20 protein-coding genes are annotated in these 20754 nt (G+C 44.7%); 18 read left to right on the forward strand and 2 right to left on the reverse strand.

What is annotated here, in order from left to right; all coding sequences use genetic code 11:
- Positions 1 to 88: 88 nt before the first annotated feature.
- Positions 89 to 766 (reverse strand): RsfA family transcriptional regulator, encoded by a 678-nt coding sequence (locus ABN702_RS03855; RefSeq protein ID WP_417899470.1) that lies wholly within the window; start codon positions 764 to 766, stop codon positions 89 to 91.
- Between the two features lie 197 nt (positions 767 to 963).
- Here ABN702_RS03855 and ABN702_RS03860 point away from each other — a divergent pair, with 197 nt between their 5' ends.
- Positions 964 to 1311: a VOC family protein gene (locus ABN702_RS03860; RefSeq protein WP_417899471.1), complete on the forward strand. Its 348-nt coding sequence runs from the start codon at positions 964 to 966 to the stop codon at positions 1309 to 1311.
- A gap of 40 nt (positions 1312 to 1351) precedes the next feature.
- Here the strand turns inward: ABN702_RS03860 and ABN702_RS03865 are convergent, their stop codons facing one another.
- Positions 1352 to 2623 (reverse strand): replication-associated recombination protein A, encoded by a 1272-nt coding sequence (locus ABN702_RS03865; RefSeq protein ID WP_417899472.1) that lies wholly within the window; start codon positions 2621 to 2623, stop codon positions 1352 to 1354.
- A 154-nt stretch (positions 2624 to 2777) separates the two neighbouring features.
- On the opposite strand from ABN702_RS03865, the gene ABN702_RS03870 reads away from it, so the two are divergent.
- The 17 genes from ABN702_RS03870 to ABN702_RS03950 all read left to right on the forward strand — a co-directional run bounded on the left by ABN702_RS03870 (position 2778) and on the right by ABN702_RS03950 (position 20300).
- Entirely contained in the window at positions 2778 to 3452 is a 675-nt protein-coding gene (locus ABN702_RS03870; RefSeq protein WP_417899473.1) for a YczE/YyaS/YitT family protein, read from the forward strand.
- Between the two features lie 32 nt (positions 3453 to 3484).
- Positions 3485 to 3901: a cysteine metabolism transcriptional regulator CymR gene (gene cymR, locus ABN702_RS03875; RefSeq protein ID WP_204416044.1), complete on the forward strand. Its 417-nt coding sequence runs from the start codon at positions 3485 to 3487 to the stop codon at positions 3899 to 3901.
- 35 nt (positions 3902 to 3936) lie between these two features.
- Positions 3937 to 5085 (forward strand): cysteine desulfurase family protein, encoded by a 1149-nt coding sequence (locus ABN702_RS03880; protein WP_417899474.1) that lies wholly within the window; start codon positions 3937 to 3939, stop codon positions 5083 to 5085.
- Positions 5086 to 5351: 266 nt separating this feature from the next.
- Entirely contained in the window at positions 5352 to 6467 is a 1116-nt protein-coding gene (mnmA, locus tag ABN702_RS03885) for a tRNA 2-thiouridine(34) synthase MnmA (protein WP_417899475.1), read from the forward strand.
- Positions 6468 to 6556: 89 nt separating this feature from the next.
- A complete protein-coding gene (locus tag ABN702_RS03890; RefSeq protein ID WP_417899476.1) occupies positions 6557 to 7210 on the forward strand; it encodes a tetratricopeptide repeat protein in 654 nt (217 codons plus the stop codon).
- Between the two features lie 18 nt (positions 7211 to 7228).
- Positions 7229 to 9634 carry an ATP-dependent RecD-like DNA helicase gene (locus ABN702_RS03895; protein ID WP_417899477.1) on the forward strand — a complete coding sequence of 802 codons (2406 nt, stop codon included), beginning with the start codon at positions 7229 to 7231 and terminating at the stop codon, positions 9632 to 9634.
- Between the two features lie 116 nt (positions 9635 to 9750).
- Entirely contained in the window at positions 9751 to 10224 is a 474-nt protein-coding gene (locus tag ABN702_RS03900; RefSeq protein ID WP_417899478.1) for a PRC-barrel domain-containing protein, read from the forward strand.
- 13 nt (positions 10225 to 10237) lie between these two features.
- On the forward strand, positions 10238 to 10435 hold the full coding sequence (locus ABN702_RS03905) for a hypothetical protein (protein WP_204416035.1): 198 nt from the start codon (positions 10238 to 10240) through the stop codon (positions 10433 to 10435).
- 22 nt (positions 10436 to 10457) lie between these two features.
- The gene (locus tag ABN702_RS03910) at positions 10458 to 10613 is read left to right on the forward strand and encodes a YrzQ family protein (protein WP_417899479.1); all 156 of its coding nucleotides are present in this window, start codon (positions 10458 to 10460) and stop codon (positions 10611 to 10613) included.
- Positions 10614 to 11076: 463 nt separating this feature from the next.
- Positions 11077 to 11967: a nitrilase-related carbon-nitrogen hydrolase gene (locus ABN702_RS03915; RefSeq protein WP_386640416.1), complete on the forward strand. Its 891-nt coding sequence runs from the start codon at positions 11077 to 11079 to the stop codon at positions 11965 to 11967.
- Positions 11968 to 12091: 124 nt separating this feature from the next.
- The gene (locus ABN702_RS03920; RefSeq protein ID WP_417899480.1) at positions 12092 to 13459 is read left to right on the forward strand and encodes an NAD(P)-dependent oxidoreductase; all 1368 of its coding nucleotides are present in this window, start codon (positions 12092 to 12094) and stop codon (positions 13457 to 13459) included.
- 33 nt (positions 13460 to 13492) lie between these two features.
- Positions 13493 to 14779, forward strand: a complete 1287-nt coding sequence (gene preA / locus ABN702_RS03925) for an NAD-dependent dihydropyrimidine dehydrogenase subunit PreA (RefSeq protein WP_417899481.1) — start codon at positions 13493 to 13495, stop codon at positions 14777 to 14779.
- Positions 14780 to 14795: 16 nt separating this feature from the next.
- Positions 14796 to 16220 carry a dihydropyrimidinase gene (hydA, locus tag ABN702_RS03930; RefSeq protein WP_417899482.1) on the forward strand — a complete coding sequence of 475 codons (1425 nt, stop codon included), beginning with the start codon at positions 14796 to 14798 and terminating at the stop codon, positions 16218 to 16220.
- 132 nt (positions 16221 to 16352) lie between these two features.
- Positions 16353 to 17819, forward strand: a complete 1467-nt coding sequence (locus ABN702_RS03935; RefSeq protein WP_417899483.1) for an NCS1 family transporter — start codon at positions 16353 to 16355, stop codon at positions 17817 to 17819.
- 15 nt (positions 17820 to 17834) lie between these two features.
- Positions 17835 to 18059 (forward strand): hypothetical protein, encoded by a 225-nt coding sequence (locus ABN702_RS03940; protein ID WP_417899484.1) that lies wholly within the window; start codon positions 17835 to 17837, stop codon positions 18057 to 18059.
- Between the two features lie 71 nt (positions 18060 to 18130).
- The gene (locus ABN702_RS03945; protein ID WP_204416023.1) at positions 18131 to 18364 is read left to right on the forward strand and encodes a hypothetical protein; all 234 of its coding nucleotides are present in this window, start codon (positions 18131 to 18133) and stop codon (positions 18362 to 18364) included.
- A gap of 322 nt (positions 18365 to 18686) precedes the next feature.
- Complete coding sequence (locus ABN702_RS03950) at positions 18687 to 20300, forward strand: PucR family transcriptional regulator (protein ID WP_417899485.1); 1614 nt, start codon at positions 18687 to 18689, stop codon at positions 20298 to 20300.
- Positions 20301 to 20754: the final 454 nt, after the last annotated feature.

Here is a 20754-nt window from a genome sequence, read left to right on the forward strand (position 1 = left end):
GAGAGCAACATTGAATACGAAAACAGCCAAAAAGAAAAGGATGACTGAAGAGCATGAAGCTCTTGCAGTCATCCTTTTCTTTTTGGTTTTACATTACTTCATTTTGCAGCGCAGTCATCTTCTTCGCACGATCCATGATCTGTACGAGCATTTCATAATCATCATTGATGACGCTTTGCTTTTCTTCCAGTTTCTGTAACTGGTCCTCCAACGCTGCAAGCCTTCTTTTCAACAGGTGATTTTCGTTTTTCAATCGCTCCTGTTCAAGATGAGAGCCTTGTCCGGTTTGCTGGTCCCGCTTCAGGTTTTGCATGAAATAGATGCAGTCATCCAAAGTAATGCTATTTTGTTTTACTGGAAGTGGCTGGTATACATCGGAATCCTCTTCCTCCTGGAGCTGTGCTTGTAGTGAACTGGGAATACTCCATTGTGCAGTGGGGCTGCTTGGAGCAGGAAGCCATTCCATTTCCAATGGCGGCTTTGTTTTTATCACTTTTTTGGTTTCTGTGGAATCCATCTTTTTCAATTTATCCAATGCCCGTTTGCGTTCCTTGCGTTGCTTTTTGGCAATTGCAACTGCAGGTTCGTATTTTTTGCGGACCTCTGCATTCCACCTGAACCCACAAGCTGCAGACGTGCGGTTCAATTTATCTCCCACTTCTTCAAAAGCTGCTAACTGTGTACCACCATCTCTTATGTATCTCAATACGGTTTCTGCTAATAATAGATCATCCTCATGGGACCATGCATCCTGTCGAACTTTCATTTTCAGACACTCCTTTAAAACGGACGTTTTTTTACCATCATGGACAAAATGTTGTGATAATATACGCATATATGCAGTTGTAGTAAATGTGCAACTTCCGTATAGATTGGGTATGTAGTATCCAAGGGATAAAAATAGAGGAGAATGTCCTTTTCAGGAGAAATAATAAATTATAGAAATATAGGGAGGGTTATGAAATGAACAGAGTGGTAGGATTTGAGATCAGTAGCAGGGAACCTGAGTTAACGACAAAGTTTTTTGAGGATGTATTCGGTTGGGATATAGGCGAGCCGAATTATGAATATTGGCCGGTTGTGACTGGCAAGGGTGCAAATGTGGTGAGTGGTGGGATTGCAAAAGGACCCGAAGATCATCCACATGGAACGAGGATTAGGATTGAAGTGGATTCGATTGATGAAACATTGGCCATCGCAAAAGTAAAAGGGGCCGAAGTTGTCAGGGAGAAGATGGAGTTTGATACGTTCTACCTTGCCTACCTGAAAGAGCCGACTGGAATTGATATTGGATTGATTGAACAGAAGTAAAAAGAAATGGCTTGCCGCATATTCAGGCAAGCCATTTCTTTTATTTTCGTTTTTTCGTCTTTTCGTAGATTTGCGCGAGAGCCGCTTCGAATTTACTTGTTTCCTTTGGTTTGTAGTATGATTTATTCTTCAGTTTATCAGGTAGATATTGCTGTGCCACCCAGCCGCCCGGGTAATCATGGGGATAGAGGTAATCCACTCCCCGGCCCAATTTGGCTGCACCCTTATAATGGGCATCCTTCAGATGGGGAGGCACTTCACCGACAAGTCCTTTTCTGATATCAGAAAGTGCCTCATCCAATGCTTTATAGGCCGAGTTAGATTTCGGGGACAGGCAAAGCTCAATGACGGCATTCGCTAGAGGAATACGCGCCTCCGGAAAGCCCAGCCTTTCAGCAGCTTCAATCGCTGCTAGAGTCCTTGCACCTGCCTGTGGATTGGCAAGGCTGATATCTTCATAGGCTATTACGAGTAACCGTCTGGCAATACTAACAAGATCGCCGGCTTCGATCAGTCTTCCCAAATAGTGAAGCGCGGCGTCAACGTCGCTGCCGCGGATCGATTTCTGGAAGGCTGAAAGGACATCATAATGGCCATCGCCGTCCTTGTCATGATAGAAGCTCTTTTTCTGCAAGCATTCTTCTGCGGACTGCAGATCTATCTCAATAATACCTTCTTCGTTAGGAGACGATGATAAAACCGCAAGTTCGAGCGCATTCAGTGCAGAACGAACATCACCCCCGCAGCCATTTGCAAAGTGGGCAATAGCATCACTGCTTACTTTCACCTTATAGTCGCCAAGTCCTCGATCGGAATCTTTCAGTGCCTGCACAATCACATCCTTTATCTCCTCAACGGACAATGGATGCAACTCGAAAATCTGGCATCTACTTCTGATGGCAGGATTGATGGCATGATAAGGATTGCTTGTCGTTGCTCCGATCAGCACGATCCTGCCACTCTCCAGATGTGGCAAAAGAAAGTCCTGCTTCGCTTTGTCCAAGCGGTGAACCTCGTCTAAAATCAATATAACCTTGCCTGACATTTTCGCTTCCTCTGCAACAATTTCCATATCTTTTTTATTATGGATGACTGCGTTCAACGTACGAAACGCATATTGTGTGCTGCCAGCGATGGCCGTGGCAATCGATGTCTTTCCTATTCCAGGTGGCCCATAAAGAATCATCGAGGAGAGGTGTCTAGCCTTGACCATTCTCTGAATGATTTTGCCATCCCCAACCAAATGCTCCTGACCGACCATTTCTTCTATCGTTCTCGGCCTCATACGAAATGCCAATGGTTTGCTGCTCATAAAAAACACCTTCCTGCTTGCTTTAGCATCTTTGTCTATCACCCACTCTACCACAATTAAAGTCATGGTTAGAAATGTAAAACCTCACATTCTGTGCTATAATGGGATAGATTTTATCGGCACATAAGTAAACACACAGAAGGGTAGCGAATATATGCAAGGTGAGCGGAGTATAGGCAGAAGCTTATTTTTGGCGAAATGGTCCATTTATTTTATTGGTTTGTTGATTATGTCATTTGGGATCGTGCTGATGATCAGGGCGGACCTTGGCAGTGCACCATGGGATGTTTTTCATATCGGCCTCTTTTACCAGGTTGGTTTAACCATCGGTACATGGTCCATTATTGTAGGCTTTTTTATTTTGGCCATTTCTTCTTTGATTGTAAAAAGGCTCCCTTCCGTCGGTGCTTTTTTGAATATGCTGATGGTTGGAATATTCATTGATATGTATCTTTTCATTCCATACTTAAAGACACCGCACTCATTTTTCGGGCAGCTTTTCATGCTGATTCTGGGTGTATTGGTGATCGGTATTGGTATTGGGGTATATATTTCTTCCCGTTGCGGAGCCGGTCCGAGAGATAGTCTGATGATCGCTTTGACAGAAAAGACGGGCTTTAAAGTGCAACATATTAGATTAGCGATGGAATTAATAGTATTATATGTAGGGTGGCTTTTAGGAGGACCTGTGTTTATCGGGACGATCCTTTTCAGCTTCACGATTGGTCCGATTGTAGGATGGACACTTCCTGCATGCCAGAAAACTACAGATAATATTCTTTATAAAATACAGCACAAAAATAATGATAATCTGACGATGCAATTATAAGGTATTGGAAAGTAAGAATAGGGGTGTAGGGAATGAAGATTTCAACAAAAGGACGTTATGGATTGACCATTATGATCGAGCTTGCGAAAAATGTGGGGGAAGGCCCGTTGTCGTTAAAGACAATCGCTCAAACACACGACCTATCTGAGCACTATCTGGAGCAATTGATTGCACCACTAAGAAATGCAGGTCTTGTAAAAAGTATCCGCGGAGCTTACGGCGGCTATATTTTAGCAGATGAACCGGAGAAAATTACAGCGGGTGACATCATTCGTGTTCTCGAAGGACCAATCAGTCCTGTGGAAGTTCTAGAAGACGAGGAGCCTGCCAAACGTGAGCTTTGGATCCGTATTCGTGACGCAGTAAAAGACGTACTGGATAACACGACACTTGACGACCTAGCAAACTATTCCGGTGGAGACCAGGAAGCTTATATGTTTTACATTTAAAGGACAACATTATATAAAGAAAGGAGGCGTGCTCATTGAAAAGAGTCTATTTAGATCATGCTGCAACCTCTCCCATGCATCCGGCTGTTATTGATAGTATGCTTCCGGTAATGAAAGAAGAATTCGGCAATCCGTCGAGTATTCATCAGTTTGGCCGCAAAACGAGGCATTATGTGGATGAAGCGAGGAACATTGCCGCAAGAAGCATCGGAGCGAAGGAAAATGAAATCATTTTTACGAGCGGTGGAACAGAAGCGGATAATCTCGCAATCATAGGTGTGGCTCGTGCAAACAGAAACAAGGGCAATCATATCATCACAACATCCATTGAGCATCATGCCGTGCTGCACACTTGTGAACAGCTCGAAAAAGAGGGCTATCAGGTGACTTACCTCCCTGTAGATGAAAACGGGCTTGTAGATATACAGGATGTAGCGAAAGCTCTAACAGATGAAACGATCCTTGTGACCATCATGTTTGGAAACAATGAAGTGGGCACAGTTCAGCCGATGAAAGAGATCGGGGAAATGCTTCAGGACCATCAGGCTTATTTTCATACCGATGCCGTTCAGGCGTTCGGACTTTATTCAATAGATGTGAATGAGCTGGGGATTGATTTTCTATCCATGTCCAGCCATAAAATCAATGGTCCCAAAGGCGTCGGCTTTTTATACGCCAGAAACGGTACAAGCTTCGCTCCATTAACCTATGGAGGGGAGCAGGAACGTAAAAGACGCGCGGGTACGGAGAATGTGGCCGGAATTGTCGGACTTAAGACAGCCATCGAACTGAGCGTGGAGCAGGGTGCCAAGAAAGCGGTCCAGTATTTGGAGTTCAAGCAAGTGATGAAGGAAATTTGGGAGCGGGAAGAGGTGTCGTTTGAAATAAACGGAACGATGGAACAGTCATTACCTCATGTGATGAATGTTTATTTTCCAGGAACAAATGTAGAGTCCCTGCTGGTTAACCTGGACCTGTCCGGTGTAGCGGTTTCCAGCGGCTCCGCCTGTACAGCAGGTTCAATCGATCCGTCACACGTCCTTGTCGCGATGTTCGGAAAAGACTCAGACCGCATCGCTTCCTCCATCCGCTTCAGCTTCGGCTTAGGTAACACAAAAGAAGACATCATCCATGCTGCTGAAGAAACGGCAAAAGTGGTAAAACGATTGACAAGGAACAAATAAGTTCTTCTTATAAAATCGCTAGACTAGTGTGATTTTTTAGCTTGCTAGCTGTTGATTGGAGCAATAGGCGAAGACTCCTGCGGGAGGTAGCGGTAGGCTGGAGACCCCGCAGGGCGAAGCCTGAGGAGGCTCCAGCATCGCCCCTTGGGTCGCTGTGCCTAGTGCGGAAATCAACAGCGGAGTATCGGGGTCAATTATTTTTAAAACGACACTCTTTACAGCAAGCGTTTATAAAGAATAGCAAAATAAAATACGGGGTGATCAAAATGAACAAAGCACCAAAGGATACCCGTGTAGTAATAGGAATGTCTGGTGGAGTGGATTCCTCTGTAGCAGCACTTCTTCTAAAAGAACAGGGCTACGATGTAATCGGCATTTTCATGAAAAACTGGGACGACACCGATGAATTTGGCGTATGTACTGCAACAGAGGATTACAACGATGTAATCCGCGTCTGTAACCAGATCGGTATCCCTTATTACGCGGTAAATTTCGAAAAGCAATATTGGGACAAAGTATTCCAGTATTTCCTGAATGAGTATAAAGCAGGACGCACACCAAATCCTGATGTCATGTGCAACAAGGAAATCAAGTTCAAAGCATTCCTTGAGCATGCAATCGACCTTGGAGCGGATTATTTGGCAACAGGCCATTATGCACAAGTCGAGTTCCGTGATGGCGAGTTCAAAATGCTGCGCGGGCTTGATGAAAACAAAGACCAAACTTACTTCCTGAACCAATTGGGCCAGGAGCAGCTTTCCAAAGTCATGTTCCCAATCGGTAACATCCAAAAATCCGAAGTCCGGGAAATTGCCAAGCGTGCCAATCTTGCTACAGCAACAAAAAAAGATAGCACTGGAATCTGTTTTATCGGGGAACGCAATTTCAAGGAATTCCTGAGCGGCTACCTTCCTGCACAGCCAGGCAATATGCTTACGATGGATGGGAAAGTAATGGGCAAGCATGATGGATTGATGTATTATACCATCGGCCAGCGTCATGGCCTCGGCATCGGCGGAAGCGGAGATCCATGGTTTGTTATCGGCAAGGACCTCGAAAAGAACGTTCTTTATGTAGGCCAAGGCTTCGATAACGAGCTTCTTTATTCCGATTCCATCATTGCAGCCGACGTCAGCTGGGTATCTGATAAGGCTCCTGAAGATGGAATGGCGTGTACAGCGAAATTCCGTTATCGCCAACAGGATAACAAAGTACGTATCGAGCATCTTGAAGACAACAGGGTAAAGGTGATCTTCGATGAGCCGCTTCGCGCGGTTACACCTGGTCAAGCGGTCGTATTCTATAATGGCGACGAATGCTTAGGCGGCGGAACCATCGATCATGTTTTCAAAAATAACGAAAAACTATGGTATGTTGGATAAATAGAAAACCTCTACTTCTAATAGGAGTGGAGGTTTTTCCTGTGTTATACTTATTGGGGGAAAATAGCGATAAAGAGGTGCAATCATAGATGAAAGACAATAATGCTTTAGGTATTCAATATTTGCAAGAAGGAAAATATGAAGAGGCACTGGCTGCTTTTTCGGAAGAGATTGAACAGAACCCGGATAATGCAGTTGCCTATGTCAATTTCGGCAACGTGCTGAGTGCTGTGGGAGAACTGGAAAAAGCGATGAAGTTCTTTGAGCGGGCACTATCGAAAGATGAAAACATGGGAACAGCCCATTATGGTCTTGGCAATGTCTATTATCAGCTAGAAAAATGGCATGAGGCAAAGGATCACTTTGAGCTTGCAATGAAAAAGGGAGTCAATGATAGTGATATCTATTTTATGCTTGGCATGACATTGCTGCAGTTTGAACAGCCGAAGCTTGCACTTCCATATTTCCAGAGAGCGGTCGAATTGAAACCGGAGGACACGGAAGCAAGATTCCAATACGGATTATGCCTGGCTGGACTGGCTCTGATCAAGGAAGCAACTGTGGAGTTTGAACAAGTAGTGAAAAATGATGATAGCCATGCTGATGCGTATTATAACTTGGGAGTGGCATATGCGTACCAGGAAAATAGAGATAAGGCGATTGAGATGCTCGACAAGGCACTGGATGTACAGGCAGACCATATGCTGGCAGCCCATGCAAAAAAGATTTTGACGGAAAATTAAGGGACGGAGGGAAATCCCATGAAGGACCAGAAGCAGCAATCCTCTCTCGACTTGTTCGAGGAACATGAAAAATTTATAAAAGGCTCTCATCTAGTCACCATTTTCCACAACGAATCCAATATGTATTCCGTTGTCCGGATCAGAGTGACGGAGACAAATGTTCCATATGAGGAAAAGGAAGCGGTCGTAACTGGGTATTTCCCTCGTATCCATGAGGATGAAACATACATATTTTTCGGGACGATGAAAGAGCATCCCCGTTTTGGACTTCAGTTTCATGTTGAACACTTCCGCAAAGATATCCCGCAAACACGTCAAGGTATTGTACAGTATCTATCCAGTGACTTATTTTCGGGAATCGGAAAAAAGACTGCAGAGAAAATAGCGGATGCACTAGGTGAGAATGCCATCTCCAAGATTTTAGAGAATCCCTCTGTCCTTGATTCGATCCCAAAACTGCCTGGTGACAAAGCGAAGCTGCTCTATGACTCCCTAATGGAGCATCAGGGGCTTGAACAAGTCATGATTGCCCTTTCACAATTTGGGTTTGGCCCGCAGCTCTCCATGAAGATCTATCAGACCTATAAGGATGAAACAATCAGTATCCTTCAAAAGAACCCCTATCAGCTTGTCGAGGATGTGGAAGGTATCGGATTTGCAAGGGCAGATGAGCTCGGCAGTCACTTCAGTATTTCCGGTAACCATCCGGATCGTATCAGGGCAGGATGCTTGTACATGCTAGAGCAGTATTCCATGTCGGAGGGGCATTGTTTTGTTTCGGAAAATCAGCTGGTAGAAGCTGTGTGGAAGCTTTTAAACGAGAAGCAGCAAGGATTGGTTGTAGATTCTGACATTTCTCGGGAAATTCTGCAGCTGACGGAAGAGGGCAAACTGAAGTCGGAAGAGGGACGTGTCTATCTTCCGAGTCTCTACTTTTCAGAGCAGGGGCTTGTCTCTAATATCAAAAGAGTGATGGAGCAAACCCAGTATGCGGAGCAGTTCCCGGAGTCCGAATTTTTATTGGCTCTGGGTGAATTGGAGGACCGATTGAAGGTGCAATATGCCCCTTCCCAGAAAGAGGCAATCCAGCAGGCATTGATGACTCCGATGCTCCTTTTGACAGGAGGACCCGGAACTGGAAAAACAACTGTCATCAAGGGGATTGTGGAGCTGTATGCAGACCTTCATGGATGTTCGCTGGAACCGGACGATTATTCCAAGGACGATCCGTTTCCAATTATGCTTGTGGCACCAACAGGCCGTGCTGCGAAAAGGATGAGTGAAGCGACCGGCCTGCCTTCTCTTACCATACACAGGTTGCTTGGATGGAACGGCTCCGAAGGCTTTCAGCATGATGAAGAAAATCCAATTCCCGGTAAGCTGCTGATTGTCGATGAGGTGTCGATGGTGGACATATGGCTTGCAAACCAGTTGTTCAAATCACTGCCGGCAGATATTCAAGTTGTCTTGGTAGGGGATGAAGACCAGCTTCCTTCGGTTGGTCCAGGACAAGTATTAAAAGACCTATTGTCCTCCCAAGCCATTCCAACTGTGAAGTTGACGGATATCTACAGGCAAGCGGATGGAAGCTCCATCATCGAGCTGGCGCATAGCATGAAGGATGGTGTGGTGCCGGCAGATATAGCGGTGGCCAAGAAAGACCGGTCCTTTATCAAATGTGGGCAAGCCCAGATAATGGACGTGGTCAAAAAGGTCTGTGCCAATGCCCAGAGCAAAGGGTACACCGCGCGCGATATCCAGGTGCTGGCGCCAATGTATCGCGGAAATGCCGGTATTGACAAGCTGAATGAAATGCTGCAGGAGCTATTCAACCCTAAAAGTGAAGGGCGTCGTGAACTGGCCTTCGGAAATGTCGTCTATCGATCAGGAGACAAAGTGCTGCAGCTCGTCAATCAGCCGGAGAGTAATGTATTCAACGGGGATATAGGTGAAGTTGTTTCCATCTTCTATGCCAAAGAGAACACGGAAAAGCAAGACATGGTGATCGTATCATTTGAAGGTAATGAAGTAACCTATACAAAACAGGACCTCGGCCAGATTACGCATGCATACTGCTGTTCCATACATAAGTCCCAAGGAAGTGAGTTTCCAATTGTGGTGCTTCCTGTTGTGAAAAGCTATTACCGAATGCTGCGCAGAAATTTGCTTTACACTGCAGTAACACGTTCTAAACGCTTCCTGATACTATGCGGGGAAGAAGATGCATTAAGGATCGGGGTACAACGGGCCGATGAGCAGGCGAGGCAGACTTCATTGAAGGAAAGGCTGAATAATCAAGCCTCGATTGTCTTACAGAACGACGAAGCGGACGAGGCCATTCTTGCGGAAATCCCTTTCTGGAAGGATGCCAATATCGGAATGGAAAACATATCGCCATATGACTTTATGGGCGAGGATGAATAGAAGAGGCTGTCCTTAGGATTAGCCTTTTTTTCTTATTTTCAATTGGAAAACCTTTCGCTGTATGACATAGTTCTCCGAGACGAAACCTATTAATGTTCGAAAAGAGGTGGGTTTCTTTGAGAACATTTTCTCGAGTGGTTGGGATGCTAATATATGATAGGGCATCAGGTAATAAAATCGGCCGGATTACTGACTTTTGCATAGTGGAACCCGGACAGGTAAAAGGACTCATTATCGACGGAAAGGGCGTAATCCATCGTAAAAAATTTCTTCCATTCGAGTATATCAAATCCTTTGGAGACGACGGTATCATGGCAGAAGCGCATGAACTTTCCACCGTTAAGAAGGAGGATGGCGAAGTTTTTTTTCTCCATTCACATGGAATCAAGGGAAAATCCTTCTTGACTGGAGAAGGGAATAAACTTGGGCTTCTCGATGATGTATATTTTGAGGAAGAAACGGGCACAATCGTAGGATATGAGGTAACGGACGGCTTTTTCGCAGATATTGCAGAGGGCAAGAAAATCATTCAGCACCCTCTTGATCTTATCATCGGAAAAGATACCGTCGTCGTTTCTGTATCAACCTAACGAGAGGTGTTCGATGGTGGTTCTTTGTTGTCCTAATTGCAAAAGTAAAGATATCGGAAAAATTGGTGTGAACCAATTCTATTGCTGGGGCTGTTTTATTGAGCTTTCTGTCTCCAAAGGTGTGGTCCATACTCATCAAGTAGAAGAGGATGGAACCCTAAGTTCATTGGATGATTTATTTCATGAAGACGATCGACAAATCAGCATGTAACTAATAGTTGGGAGTGAGTCGCATGAACAAAGCAATGTCTTCTTTGTTAATGATAGGCTTGGGGGCAGCAGCGAGCCGTCTAAGTAAAAACAATGATGTACAAAACTTTCTTGGGGATATGACTTCCAAACGCAATATGAAAAAAATGAGAAAACGTGCCAAGCGAATGTTTTCTTGAGTTTAGGCTCAGTTAAAGAATAGTGTAGATTATTTGTATCTAGCTGTTGATTGGAGCAATAGGCGAAGACTCCTCGAAAATGCGAGCATTTTCTTCGTGCGATGTATCGCTGCCGAAGACTTCCTTGTCCTGCGGGAGGTAGCGGTAGGCTGGAGACCCCACAGGGCGAAGCCCGAGGAGGCTCCAGCACCACCCCTTGGGTCGCTGCCTAGTGCGGAAATCAACAGCGGTGTTTAATGGAGCCGAAAATATATGATGAAATCCGTCCTGCTAATGGCAGGGCGGATTTTTTTTGTAAAGTCTATCCCTCACTTTACACATTGGACAGTCTCACCTCTTCATCATTTAACATTATGTATAGTGAAAAAAGACAAGTAAGGAAGTACAATATACATAAAGTTCAAACAATTCTAAAAATTAAGCGAAACACAGGCTAGTTGCATTCTTCAAAGGGGGTAATGGGATGTCCGACAAAGTGATGATTGGCTTGATTCAAGCTTCCAATGATGTGGACGGCACGGAACCGGTGGAGGTTCACAAAAAGGCTGCCATTGAGAAGCACATTAAATTAGTAAGAGAAGCAAAGGAAAAAGGGGCGCAAATAATCTGCTTACAGGAGATTTTTTATGGTCCTTATTTTTGTAGTGAACAAAACCCGAAATGGTATGAAGCGGCAGAGGAAATCCCGCATGGACCGACAACCAGGCTGTTTCAGGACCTGGCTAAGGAACTGGGAGTGGTCATTGTCCTTCCTATCTATGAACGCGAAGGCATAGCCACCTATTATAACACGGCAGCAGTAATCGATGCCGATGGAAGCTATCTTGGAAAATACCGCAAGCAGCATATTCCTCAAGTTGGTGTTGGAGACCAGGGGCATGGGTTTTGGGAGAAGTTCTATTTTAAACCAGGCAATCTCGGATATCCGATTTTTGATACCGCCTATGCGAAGGTCGGCGTCTACATATGCTATGACCGCCATTTCCCGGAGGGCGCTCGCCTCTTAGGCTTAAAAGGAGCAGAAATCGTCTTCAATCCTTCTGCAACTGTTGCAGGTCTTTCCGAATATCTATGGAAGCTCGAACAGCCTGCACACGCTGTAGCAAACGGCTATTATGTAGGTGCCATCAACCGGGTCGGAGTGGAGGGGCCTTGGAAAATGGGAGAATTCTATGGACAGTCCTATCTCGTTGACCCACGTGGTTCCTTTGTTTCGATCGGGAGCCGAGATCAGGATGAGGTGATAATCGGGGAAATGAACAAAAAACTTATCCGTGAAGTGAGAGATGTGTGGCAATTCTACCGTGACAGAAGACCGGAAACCTATGAAGAAATGACAGCGCTTTTGCCGTAAAGGCAATAAAGGGATGACTCTTTCGTAACATTTGTGAACCTGATTCCTTCTCTGAATGAAGGGGACACATGAAAAAGAGTGATCTCTTTTTTTACGATGTTCGAAAAAGAAAGGAGATGTTCGATTGAAAACTGTCAAAAGGATTGACTATGATAACTTATCTTTAAATTTCCTGGAAGTGAAGCCGGGACTGTCAGACCGAGAAGCCATTGAAGAAGCGAATCGATGCCTTTATTGCTATGATGCTCCATGTATTGTCGCCTGTCCGACCAGCATTGATATCCCTTCTTTCATTAAGAAGATTGCTTCAGGAAATCTTAAAGGCTCCACCAAAACCATCATGTCTGCCAATCCTGTAGGAGCAAGCTGCTCGAGGGTATGCCCGACAGAGGAATTATGTGAAGGGGCATGTGTGCTGAATCATCATACAAAGCCGATCATCATCGGAGACCTGCAGCGGTATGCCACAGATTGGGCAATCAAAAATGAACAGACTCTTTTTCAAAAAGGCACACCTAATGGCAAAAAAATTGCGGTTGTTGGTGGTGGGCCTGCAGGTCTATCCTCTGCAAGGGAGCTTGCTTTACTGGGATTTGAAGTGACCATTTTTGAAGCAGAGGCAGAAGCTGGGGGTTTGAATACTTATGGGATCGTTTCATTCCGCCTGCCAAAGAGCGTTTCGTATTGGGAAGTGGATCAGGTTAAGAGCCTGGATGTGGAAATCCGGACAAATACAAGAGTGGGTGTGGATATCGGAGTGGAGGAGATTCTTGCCCAGTATGATGGAGTGATCCTTGCTATAGGAATGGCGAGTGTACCGATGCTTGGAATTGAAGGAGAAAATCTTTCAGGTGTCTATGATGCGATAGATTTTGTAAAAGAAACAAAAACAAAAGCGATCGGCGATCAATTCAAAGGAAAGAATGTTGTCGTAATTGGTGCAGGAAATACTGCGATAGATGGTGCAACCTGTTCGGTCCGGCTGGGTGCTAAAAATGTAAAAATTCTTTACCGCAGAACGCAGGAGGAGATGACAGCCTACGATTTCGAATACGAATTTGCCAAGCAGGATGGAGTGGAATTCAGATGGCTGACTGCCCCGAATAGAATTATCGGAAATGAAGAGGGAGAGGTAACGCATATTGAGTGCGTCAAAATGGAGTTGAGTTCACCGGGTGAAGACGGACGCAGAAGACCTGTTAAAGTGGAGGGGTCTGAATTTCTGCTTGAAGTGGACGCAGTGATCAAGGCGATTGGACAGACAAGGTATACATCACTGATTGAAGAGTTCGGTTTGGCACACGATGGAGGAGTCGTAAAGATAGACCCTCAAACACATAGCACTTCAAACAGGAAAGTATTTGCCTGTGGTGATGTCATTTTCGGAAAAGGCCAAGGGGAAGCGATGGTAGTGACAGCTGCCCAGCAAGGCAAGCAGACTGCCTATGCCCTGTATGAAAGCTTAGTGAAGCAAGCAATAGAGACAGCCTAAAGAAGCAATGAAACCTAGTGAGGGGGGAACAGTTTGGCAGATTTATCAATTAATTTTGCAGGAATTAAATCACCGAATCCTTTCTGGTTGGCATCCGCACCGCCTACAAATTCGGGCTATCAGGTGCAGAGGGCATTTGAAGCGGGATGGGGTGGAGCGGTTTGGAAAACACTTGGCGACCCCATTATCAATGTGTCTTCCCGTTTCGCAGCCGTAAGCTTCAACGGACAACGAGTGGCGGGATTCAATAATATCGAACTGATAACGGATCGCCCTCTGGAGGTGAATCTGAAGGAGATTGCAGAAACGAAAAAAAGATTTCCAGACCGCGTACTGATTGCCTCGTTGATGGTGGAGCCCAAACAGGAAAAGTGGCATGAAATCGTCAAAAAGGTGGAAGCGGTAGGTGTGGATGGACTGGAGCTTAATTTCGGCTGTCCGCATGGAATGGCAGAACGGGGGATGGGTTCCGCTTCAGGGCAGGTTCCGGAACTGGTGGAAAAGCAGACCTACTGGGCGAAGGAAGCTGCACAAACACCGGTAATTGTGAAGTTAACCCCCAATATAACGGATATCACCGTAACGGCGGAAGCTGCTGTCAGAGGTGGAGCAGATGCAGTCAGTATGATCAATACCATCAATAGTCTCGCAGGAGTCGATCTGGACAGCTGGAACACGATTCCCCACGTAGCAGGAAAAGGGGCACATGGAGGATATTGTGGTCCGGCGGTTAAGCCTATTGCGCTGAATATGGTTGGAGAATGTGCGAGAAACCCTCGGATAAATGTACCTATTTCAGGGATGGGCGGAGTATCCGATTGGCAGAATGCGGTTGAATTCATGCTGATGGGAGCAACAGGAGTACAGGTTTGCACCGCTGCTATGCACCACGGTTTCCGGATCGTGGAGGATATGATAGAGGGACTATCTCATTATTTGGATTCAAAGGGAATTCATTCGGTGATGGAGCTAGTCGGGAAATCGGTTCCGAAGTATTCGGATTGGGGCAACCTCGATCTGAATTATAAAATAGTGGCCCGAATCAATCAGGACACCTGTATAAACTGTAACAAGTGCCATATCGCCTGTGAGGATACCTCCCACCAATGTATTGATATGTTGAAGGACTCGCATGGGAAGCCTTATTTACAGGTCAGGGAAGAGGATTGTGTCGGCTGTAACCTCTGCTCGATCGTCTGTCCGGTGGAAGATGCGATCACGATGGTTGAGCTTCCACACGAACAGCCGCCAATGACATGGAATGATAGGCAGTCTGCGTTAGGTTTGTTAAAGCAAATGGAAGTGGACACGGTTAAATAAGGGGGAATGATTGAATATGGCAAGGAAAAAACTGATCAAGAACGGTGTCATCATAACAGCGAGTGATAGGTATGAAGCGGATATTTTAATCGAAGGGGAAACCATTTCAGCAATCGGTCACAATTTGTCAGCTGGTGATGCGGAAGTGATTGATGCAAAAGGTTGTTTCGTGTTTCCGGGAGCCATCGATCCGCATACTCATTTGGATATGCCATTCGGTGGAACGGTTACAAAGGATGATTTTGAATCGGGTACCATGGCAGCTGCATTTGGAGGGACGACATCGATTATTGATTTCTGCCTCACTGAAAAAGGGAAACCATTGAAAGATGCTATCCAGACCTGGCACAACAAGTCAAAGGATAAGTCGGTCATTGATTACAGTTTTCATTTAATGATAGGGGAAATCAATGAAAGTGTGCTTGCAGAGCTTCCATCTGTGATACAGGAAGAGGGGATCACCTCCTTTAAGGTTTTCATGGCCTACAAAAATGTATTTCAGGCTGATGACGAAACGTTATTCCGTACGCTGGTAGCGGCCAAGGATTTAGGAGCACTTGTGATGGTACATGCGGAAAATGGGGATGTCATTGACTACTTGACGAAAGAAGCATTAAAGAATGGAAACACTGATCCTGTCTATCATGCGTTGACCAGACCTCCGGAAGTGGAGGGGGAAGCGACTGGGAGAGCTGCCCAGCTTACCTCCCTTGCAAAATCCCAGCTGTATGTGGTGCATGTTTCCTGTGCGGAAGCAGTAGAAAAGATTGCAGAGGCAAGAAACAAAGGCGTGGATATCTGGGGGGAGACCTGCCCTCAATATTTGGCGCTGGATCAAAGCCATTTGGAATTGCCTGATTTTGAAGGTGCCAAATACGTGTGGTCCCCGCCATTACGTGAAAAATGGCACCAGAACGTACTCTGGAATGCCCTGAAAAGCGGTCAGCTGCAGACGCTTGGTTCCGATCAGTGTTCATTTGATTTTAACGGACAAAAAAGTCTTGGTAAAGGGGACTTTACGAAGATTCCAAATGGGGGACCGATGATTGAGGACAGAGTGAGCGTCCTATTCTCTGAAGGCGTAAAGAAAGGCAGAATCACCATCCATCAGTTTGTGGACATCGTATCTACCAGAGTGGCAAAGCTATTTGGGATGTTTCCGAAAAAAGGGACGATTGCAGTTGGAGCAGACGCTGACCTCGTATTATTCGATCCAAATAAGGAGCGTGTCATTTCGGCGGCAACCCACCACATGGCTGTCGATTATAATGCCTTTGAAGGTATGAAGATTACAGGAGAACCTGTCTCCGTCATGGTACGGGGGGAATTTGTCGTTCGTGACAGGCAGTTTGTTGGCAAGGCCGGCAGTGGACAATATATCAAACGGGAAAAATATGGAACAATGAAAAAACTGAAACAGAACGAGACGCTCTCTATCTGACCCACCTACCCTACAATCATATACAGATGACCTTCCGATTGCTTGGCCTACATCATTTTATTGGGTCAGGCAATTGTTGTTAGAAGCTCTTTTGATCTTATTTTGGATTAATAATTGAGGGGTGCTATGTTTATGAAAAAGAAATCTAGTTATTTAAAATCTCCAGATTTACTGCCTATTTCTCATGATGGCAGAAAAATAGGGACACTTGGGTTTGCAGTGATGTGGGTGGGAATGGCAGTAGTATTGGCTGCATTTGCAATCGGAGGAGCAGGGGTTCAAAACCTGTCGCTTGGCTGGGTGATACTTGCCACGATAATCGGAAGCGTCGGGATAGGACTCTTTATGACCATCACCGGAGATATCGGGATAGAGCATGGACTCAGCTTTCCGGTTTATATGCGGGCCCCATTTGGAACACTGGGTACTCATATTCCTTCCATTATTCGCGGGCTGACAGCTTCCTTTTGGTTTGGGATAAACACATTTTTCGGAGCTACAGCCATGAACGCCATTCTGGATACGCTTTTCAATTTTGATAACTGGTTTGTCTGCTATCTTATTTTTGCGGCGGTACAATTAATCAATACTGCCCTTGGGATAAAGGCTGTTGAACGATTTGCCGATTTGGCTGCACCGATCATCATCCTCATATCAGCCTGGATGTACACCACTTTATCCGATCGTGCACTTGAACAGGGAAGAGATGTATGGACATGGATTGAAAGTCCTGTCACAGGAGGTGCCGCTTTTACTGCCTTCTTGATCGTCATATTCAGTAATATGGGTTTCTGGGCAACACTTGCGGCAGATATTCCATCCATTTCGCGCTTCATCAAGGCTCCGAAATATGAACGAAGCTGGTTGAAGAGAAATAAGTCCAGTATTGTCGGAAGCGTCATTGCACTGCCTTTGACCCAGACATTTATGGTTATCATCGGGGGAGTGGCCTATATCGCTGTTTCCAATTATGATCCGGTGGTAGCCTTGCAGGAAGCAGCTTCAGGTATCGTGCTTGGTGTCCTTTTACTGATGATCATCTTCGCTCAGTGGTCAACCAATGCCTCTGCCAATGTAATTCCTGCCGCCACAATCTTCTCCAATGTTGGCGGCCCGAAAGTTCCGTTCTGGGCGGGTGTATTTATCGCTGGAATTGTGGGCAGTGTCGTCCAGCCTTGGAGTCTATTTGACATTTTGATCCCACTTTTGTTAATAGTCGGTGGAATTTTGTCTGCCATTGTTGGGATATTATTTGCTGATTACTATCTTCTAAGAAAACGAAGAGTGAATGTATATGACCTCTATGAAGAGAATGGTCAATTCAAGTATTTCCATGGTGTGAATATGGCAGGCTTCATTGCCTGGATTGCAGGGGGGACAGCGGCCTATTTCCTGACCAACTATTCTTTTATTGTTGGCTTTGTTGTCGGTGCCGCAGTCTATTATGTACTTGCAAAGTATTGGTACTTCAATGTGTACCAGCAGGCGGAAATTATCGATCCGGATGATGAAAAATATCTTGGAATCACAGTGGGAAGAGATTGGGTTATTACAGAAGGTGAGGAAGAAGTGGAGGAGCCAAAAGAGCTTTCCAGTTAATGAAGGAGGAAGAATATGAGTGATTATCAGCAATTCCTGGCAGAACGGGATAAGATTGATTACTTTATGGATAAAGGATTCAGAATAAAGAATGTCGAAGAGAACCTGGAGGGTGCTTTTCTGCTCCTGGAGAAAAAAGCGGGCACCGATAAACAGGAAGAAACCTTACACATTAAACATGCAGATTCCAGAAAATACTTCGCATCCCTTTTGATTCGCCAGCTGCAAAAAGAAAAGTAGAAAAACCCTCATAGATATTCGGAACAAGGAATAAAATCTTGTAAACTGCATCGTGAAAGGAGCGTTCAGTAATGGAATATCAATTGAAGTGTAAAGAAAGTGCCTATCCTTGTGAAGTGACAATTGATGAGGATAATAACCGTTTCACGATTCGCAAGGCCGATTCCAGTGGAGAGTTTTTCAATTCGCCTGAAGAGCTGGTCAATTGGATTCTGGAAAACTGGGATTCCAGTGATTTCAATGACGAAGGTGAATTTCAAGAAATGGTCAAGGAAATCCAACTGAATTTTCCAATAAATAATTGATAACAAAGGCTCTTTTCTTAAAGTTTGTTGCTTTACGCCCGTAAAAAATCGGCACTTGGATTTTTTACAGCATTTCTCTCCATATTATTCAAAGTGATAAAGAATCTACTACACTGAAAAGAGCACGAGGACCAGTAATATAACGTGTTTACTTTGAGTACAACAAAAGCAACAATTTATGTGAAAACAGCTATAACAAAAGGTGACGGTAACCTGAATCGAGGTTTATGTCACCTTTTGTTTATTCTTGTCAGAATATTTACATAATTAAGCCGGAGGAATACGGTATAATGAAAGTAAGCAATAAAAATGAGGTGAATACATGAAAGGCATGCTATCCTTACAGGAAATAATGCAGCGAACTCATTTTGAGAAGGCAGAGGTAATTGCAGGTGAAAAAGGTATGAACCGTTTAGTCAAATGGGTTCATGTTGTGGAAATCACCACCATTGAAAACCTGCTGAATGGCCAGGAGCTGATCCTCTCCACTGGTGTATCCTTTGGTGACAATCCGGCCGCCTTCCATTCTTTTGTGCAACAATTAATCAACTGCCATGCAGCAGGACTTTGTATTGAAAAGGGCAGGTACACCTCGACAATTCCAGCGGAAATCATTGCTCTTGCAGATGAGCACCACTTCCCTCTCATTCTTTTTCATGAAGAGGTGTCCTTTGTCGGGATAACGCAGGATATTCATTCCATCCTGATCAACCAGCAGTACAAAAAGATTTCAGAGCTTGAAATGTATGCCCAAAGACTAAATAAAAAACTTCTCACAATCTCCCATGAAGAAGAAATTCTTTCCTACCTCCATGAACATATTGGCACCCAGATTATCTATGAAAAAGAGAATCAGGATATTTATTTTATACCAAGTGTTCCAATTCATAAACGTAAAGAATTAATAACAGCTCTTTCCAATTACGATAACGATGAAAATCTGCATTTAAAGCAGCCTATACAAGTACTGGACAAGCAATATGGGGTGATACACCTCTACTCCAAGGACCGTCCATTAAGTGAATTTGATCTGCTCATGCTTGACAGAACGGTAACGGCACTTGCACAGCATTTGTTGCGCGGTCTATATGTGGAGGAAAAAAGAAGACTGGAAGAAAGCGAATGGCTTCGAAGCTGGTTGGATGGCGGCCAATCCCTTGAATCCATCAGAGAGTTCTTGTCGCGGCATGACTCCATTTTTGTGAAAAACGGCGTGGTCCTCCTATGCAAAAAGAATGACTTGGACTCTCCTTCTCTAGATAAAACCTATTTAACACTGTTGTTCCGTTCCATATTCGAGCAGCAGGGATTCTCGGTATTTTTTACGGAAATGAAAAATACCCTCACAGTCATCCTGCTTAATCGCAGAGATGAAGGAAGATGGAAGGAGCGGGTGAAGGAAGGAATATCCACCCTGATCTCCAAGCAAAGTGATAAGAATGGAAGGAAATTTCTCAGATTGAGTGTAGGGAAGTATGTTCATGGACTTGAACAGATGTCCAAGAGCTATTGGACTGCCTGGGAAGCAATGAAAATACAGGAGCAGCTCCTTCACGGGGTGTATTCCTCCTTTTTTGAAGACTTACATATCTATCGGCTCATTTCCTATATGCAAAAGCAGCAAGACCTGAGGGAGTTCGTGATGGAGTATCTTGAACCGGTTATTGTTCATGATCAGAAACACAATGGTAAACTGCTCGAGACGCTGAAGGTCTATCTTTCGTGTAATGGATCGAAAAAGGAGACGGCCAATCAGCTGTTTATTGTGCGGCAAACCCTATACCATCGTATTCAAAAGCTGGAGACCCTGCTTGGTGAGGACTTCATGCTTGCGGAGAAGAGGCTGGTAATCGAATTCATGATTATGGTGTATGAGTATCTTAACTCGACGAATGCTTATTTTGAAGACTCAAATAGAACAACCTCGAATCTGTAAAACATGAAAAAAATATACGATAGACCTAGACTTCATCCATATGATGAGGTCTATTTTGCTATATGAGGTGGCTGTCATTAGGTGTGCACAATTTTTTCATATAAATGGTAGATGACGGGCTTTTTACGCTACGAATACAGGTGAAAAGCTCATCATAAGGTAGATGACGGGCTTTTTCCGCGAAGATTACAGGTGAAAAGCTCATCATAAGGTAGATGACGGGCTTTTTACACGATGAATGCAGGTGAAAAGCTCATCCTAACGTCAGCTTTGATCTTTCCCCCTAATACGGTACAAAAAGCACCTCAGCCCACCAATTATTCTATTTCCTCCCCCGGAATCCGAAATATTCCACTTCCTCTTTTAATGAGTAGCTCTGTAATCAAAATGTGGAAACAATCCTTCAATAAGTTTTACATTTTGTCTAATGAAAGCCTTGCAATTTTATCAGATA

It is taken from the genome of Bacillus haimaensis (assembly GCF_048270625.1).
Classification (GTDB): Bacteria; Bacillota; Bacilli; order Bacillales; family Bacillaceae_I; genus Sutcliffiella_A; species Sutcliffiella_A haimaensis.

Bases quoted from the DNA above. Each gene is read 5' to 3' on its own strand.
- mnmA (WP_417899475.1), top strand. From the start codon at position 5,352: ATGAACAAAGCACCAAAGGATACCCGTGTAGTAATAGGAATGTCTGGT.
- ABN702_RS03855 (WP_417899470.1), bottom strand. From the start codon at position 766: ATGAAAGTTCGACAGGATGCATGGTCCCATGAGGATGATCTATTATTA.
- ABN702_RS03950 (WP_417899485.1), top strand. From the start codon at position 18,687: ATGAAAGGCATGCTATCCTTACAGGAAATAATGCAGCGAACTCATTTT.
- ABN702_RS03890 (WP_417899476.1), top strand. From the start codon at position 6,557: ATGAAAGACAATAATGCTTTAGGTATTCAATATTTGCAAGAAGGAAAA.
- ABN702_RS03915 (WP_386640416.1), top strand. From the start codon at position 11,077: ATGTCCGACAAAGTGATGATTGGCTTGATTCAAGCTTCCAATGATGTG.
- ABN702_RS03940 (WP_417899484.1), top strand. From the start codon at position 17,835: ATGAGTGATTATCAGCAATTCCTGGCAGAACGGGATAAGATTGATTAC.
- ABN702_RS03895 (WP_417899477.1), top strand. From the start codon at position 7,229: ATGAAGGACCAGAAGCAGCAATCCTCTCTCGACTTGTTCGAGGAACAT.
- ABN702_RS03945 (WP_204416023.1), top strand. From the start codon at position 18,131: ATGGAATATCAATTGAAGTGTAAAGAAAGTGCCTATCCTTGTGAAGTG.
- ABN702_RS03870 (WP_417899473.1), top strand. From the start codon at position 2,778: ATGCAAGGTGAGCGGAGTATAGGCAGAAGCTTATTTTTGGCGAAATGG.
- ABN702_RS03905 (WP_204416035.1), top strand. From the start codon at position 10,238: ATGGTGGTTCTTTGTTGTCCTAATTGCAAAAGTAAAGATATCGGAAAA.
- ABN702_RS03865 (WP_417899472.1), bottom strand. From the start codon at position 2,623: ATGAGCAGCAAACCATTGGCATTTCGTATGAGGCCGAGAACGATAGAA.
- ABN702_RS03910 (WP_417899479.1), top strand. From the start codon at position 10,458: ATGAACAAAGCAATGTCTTCTTTGTTAATGATAGGCTTGGGGGCAGCA.
- hydA (WP_417899482.1), top strand. From the start codon at position 14,796: ATGGCAAGGAAAAAACTGATCAAGAACGGTGTCATCATAACAGCGAGT.
- ABN702_RS03935 (WP_417899483.1), top strand. From the start codon at position 16,353: ATGAAAAAGAAATCTAGTTATTTAAAATCTCCAGATTTACTGCCTATT.
- cymR (WP_204416044.1), top strand. From the start codon at position 3,485: ATGAAGATTTCAACAAAAGGACGTTATGGATTGACCATTATGATCGAG.
- ABN702_RS03860 (WP_417899471.1), top strand. From the start codon at position 964: ATGAACAGAGTGGTAGGATTTGAGATCAGTAGCAGGGAACCTGAGTTA.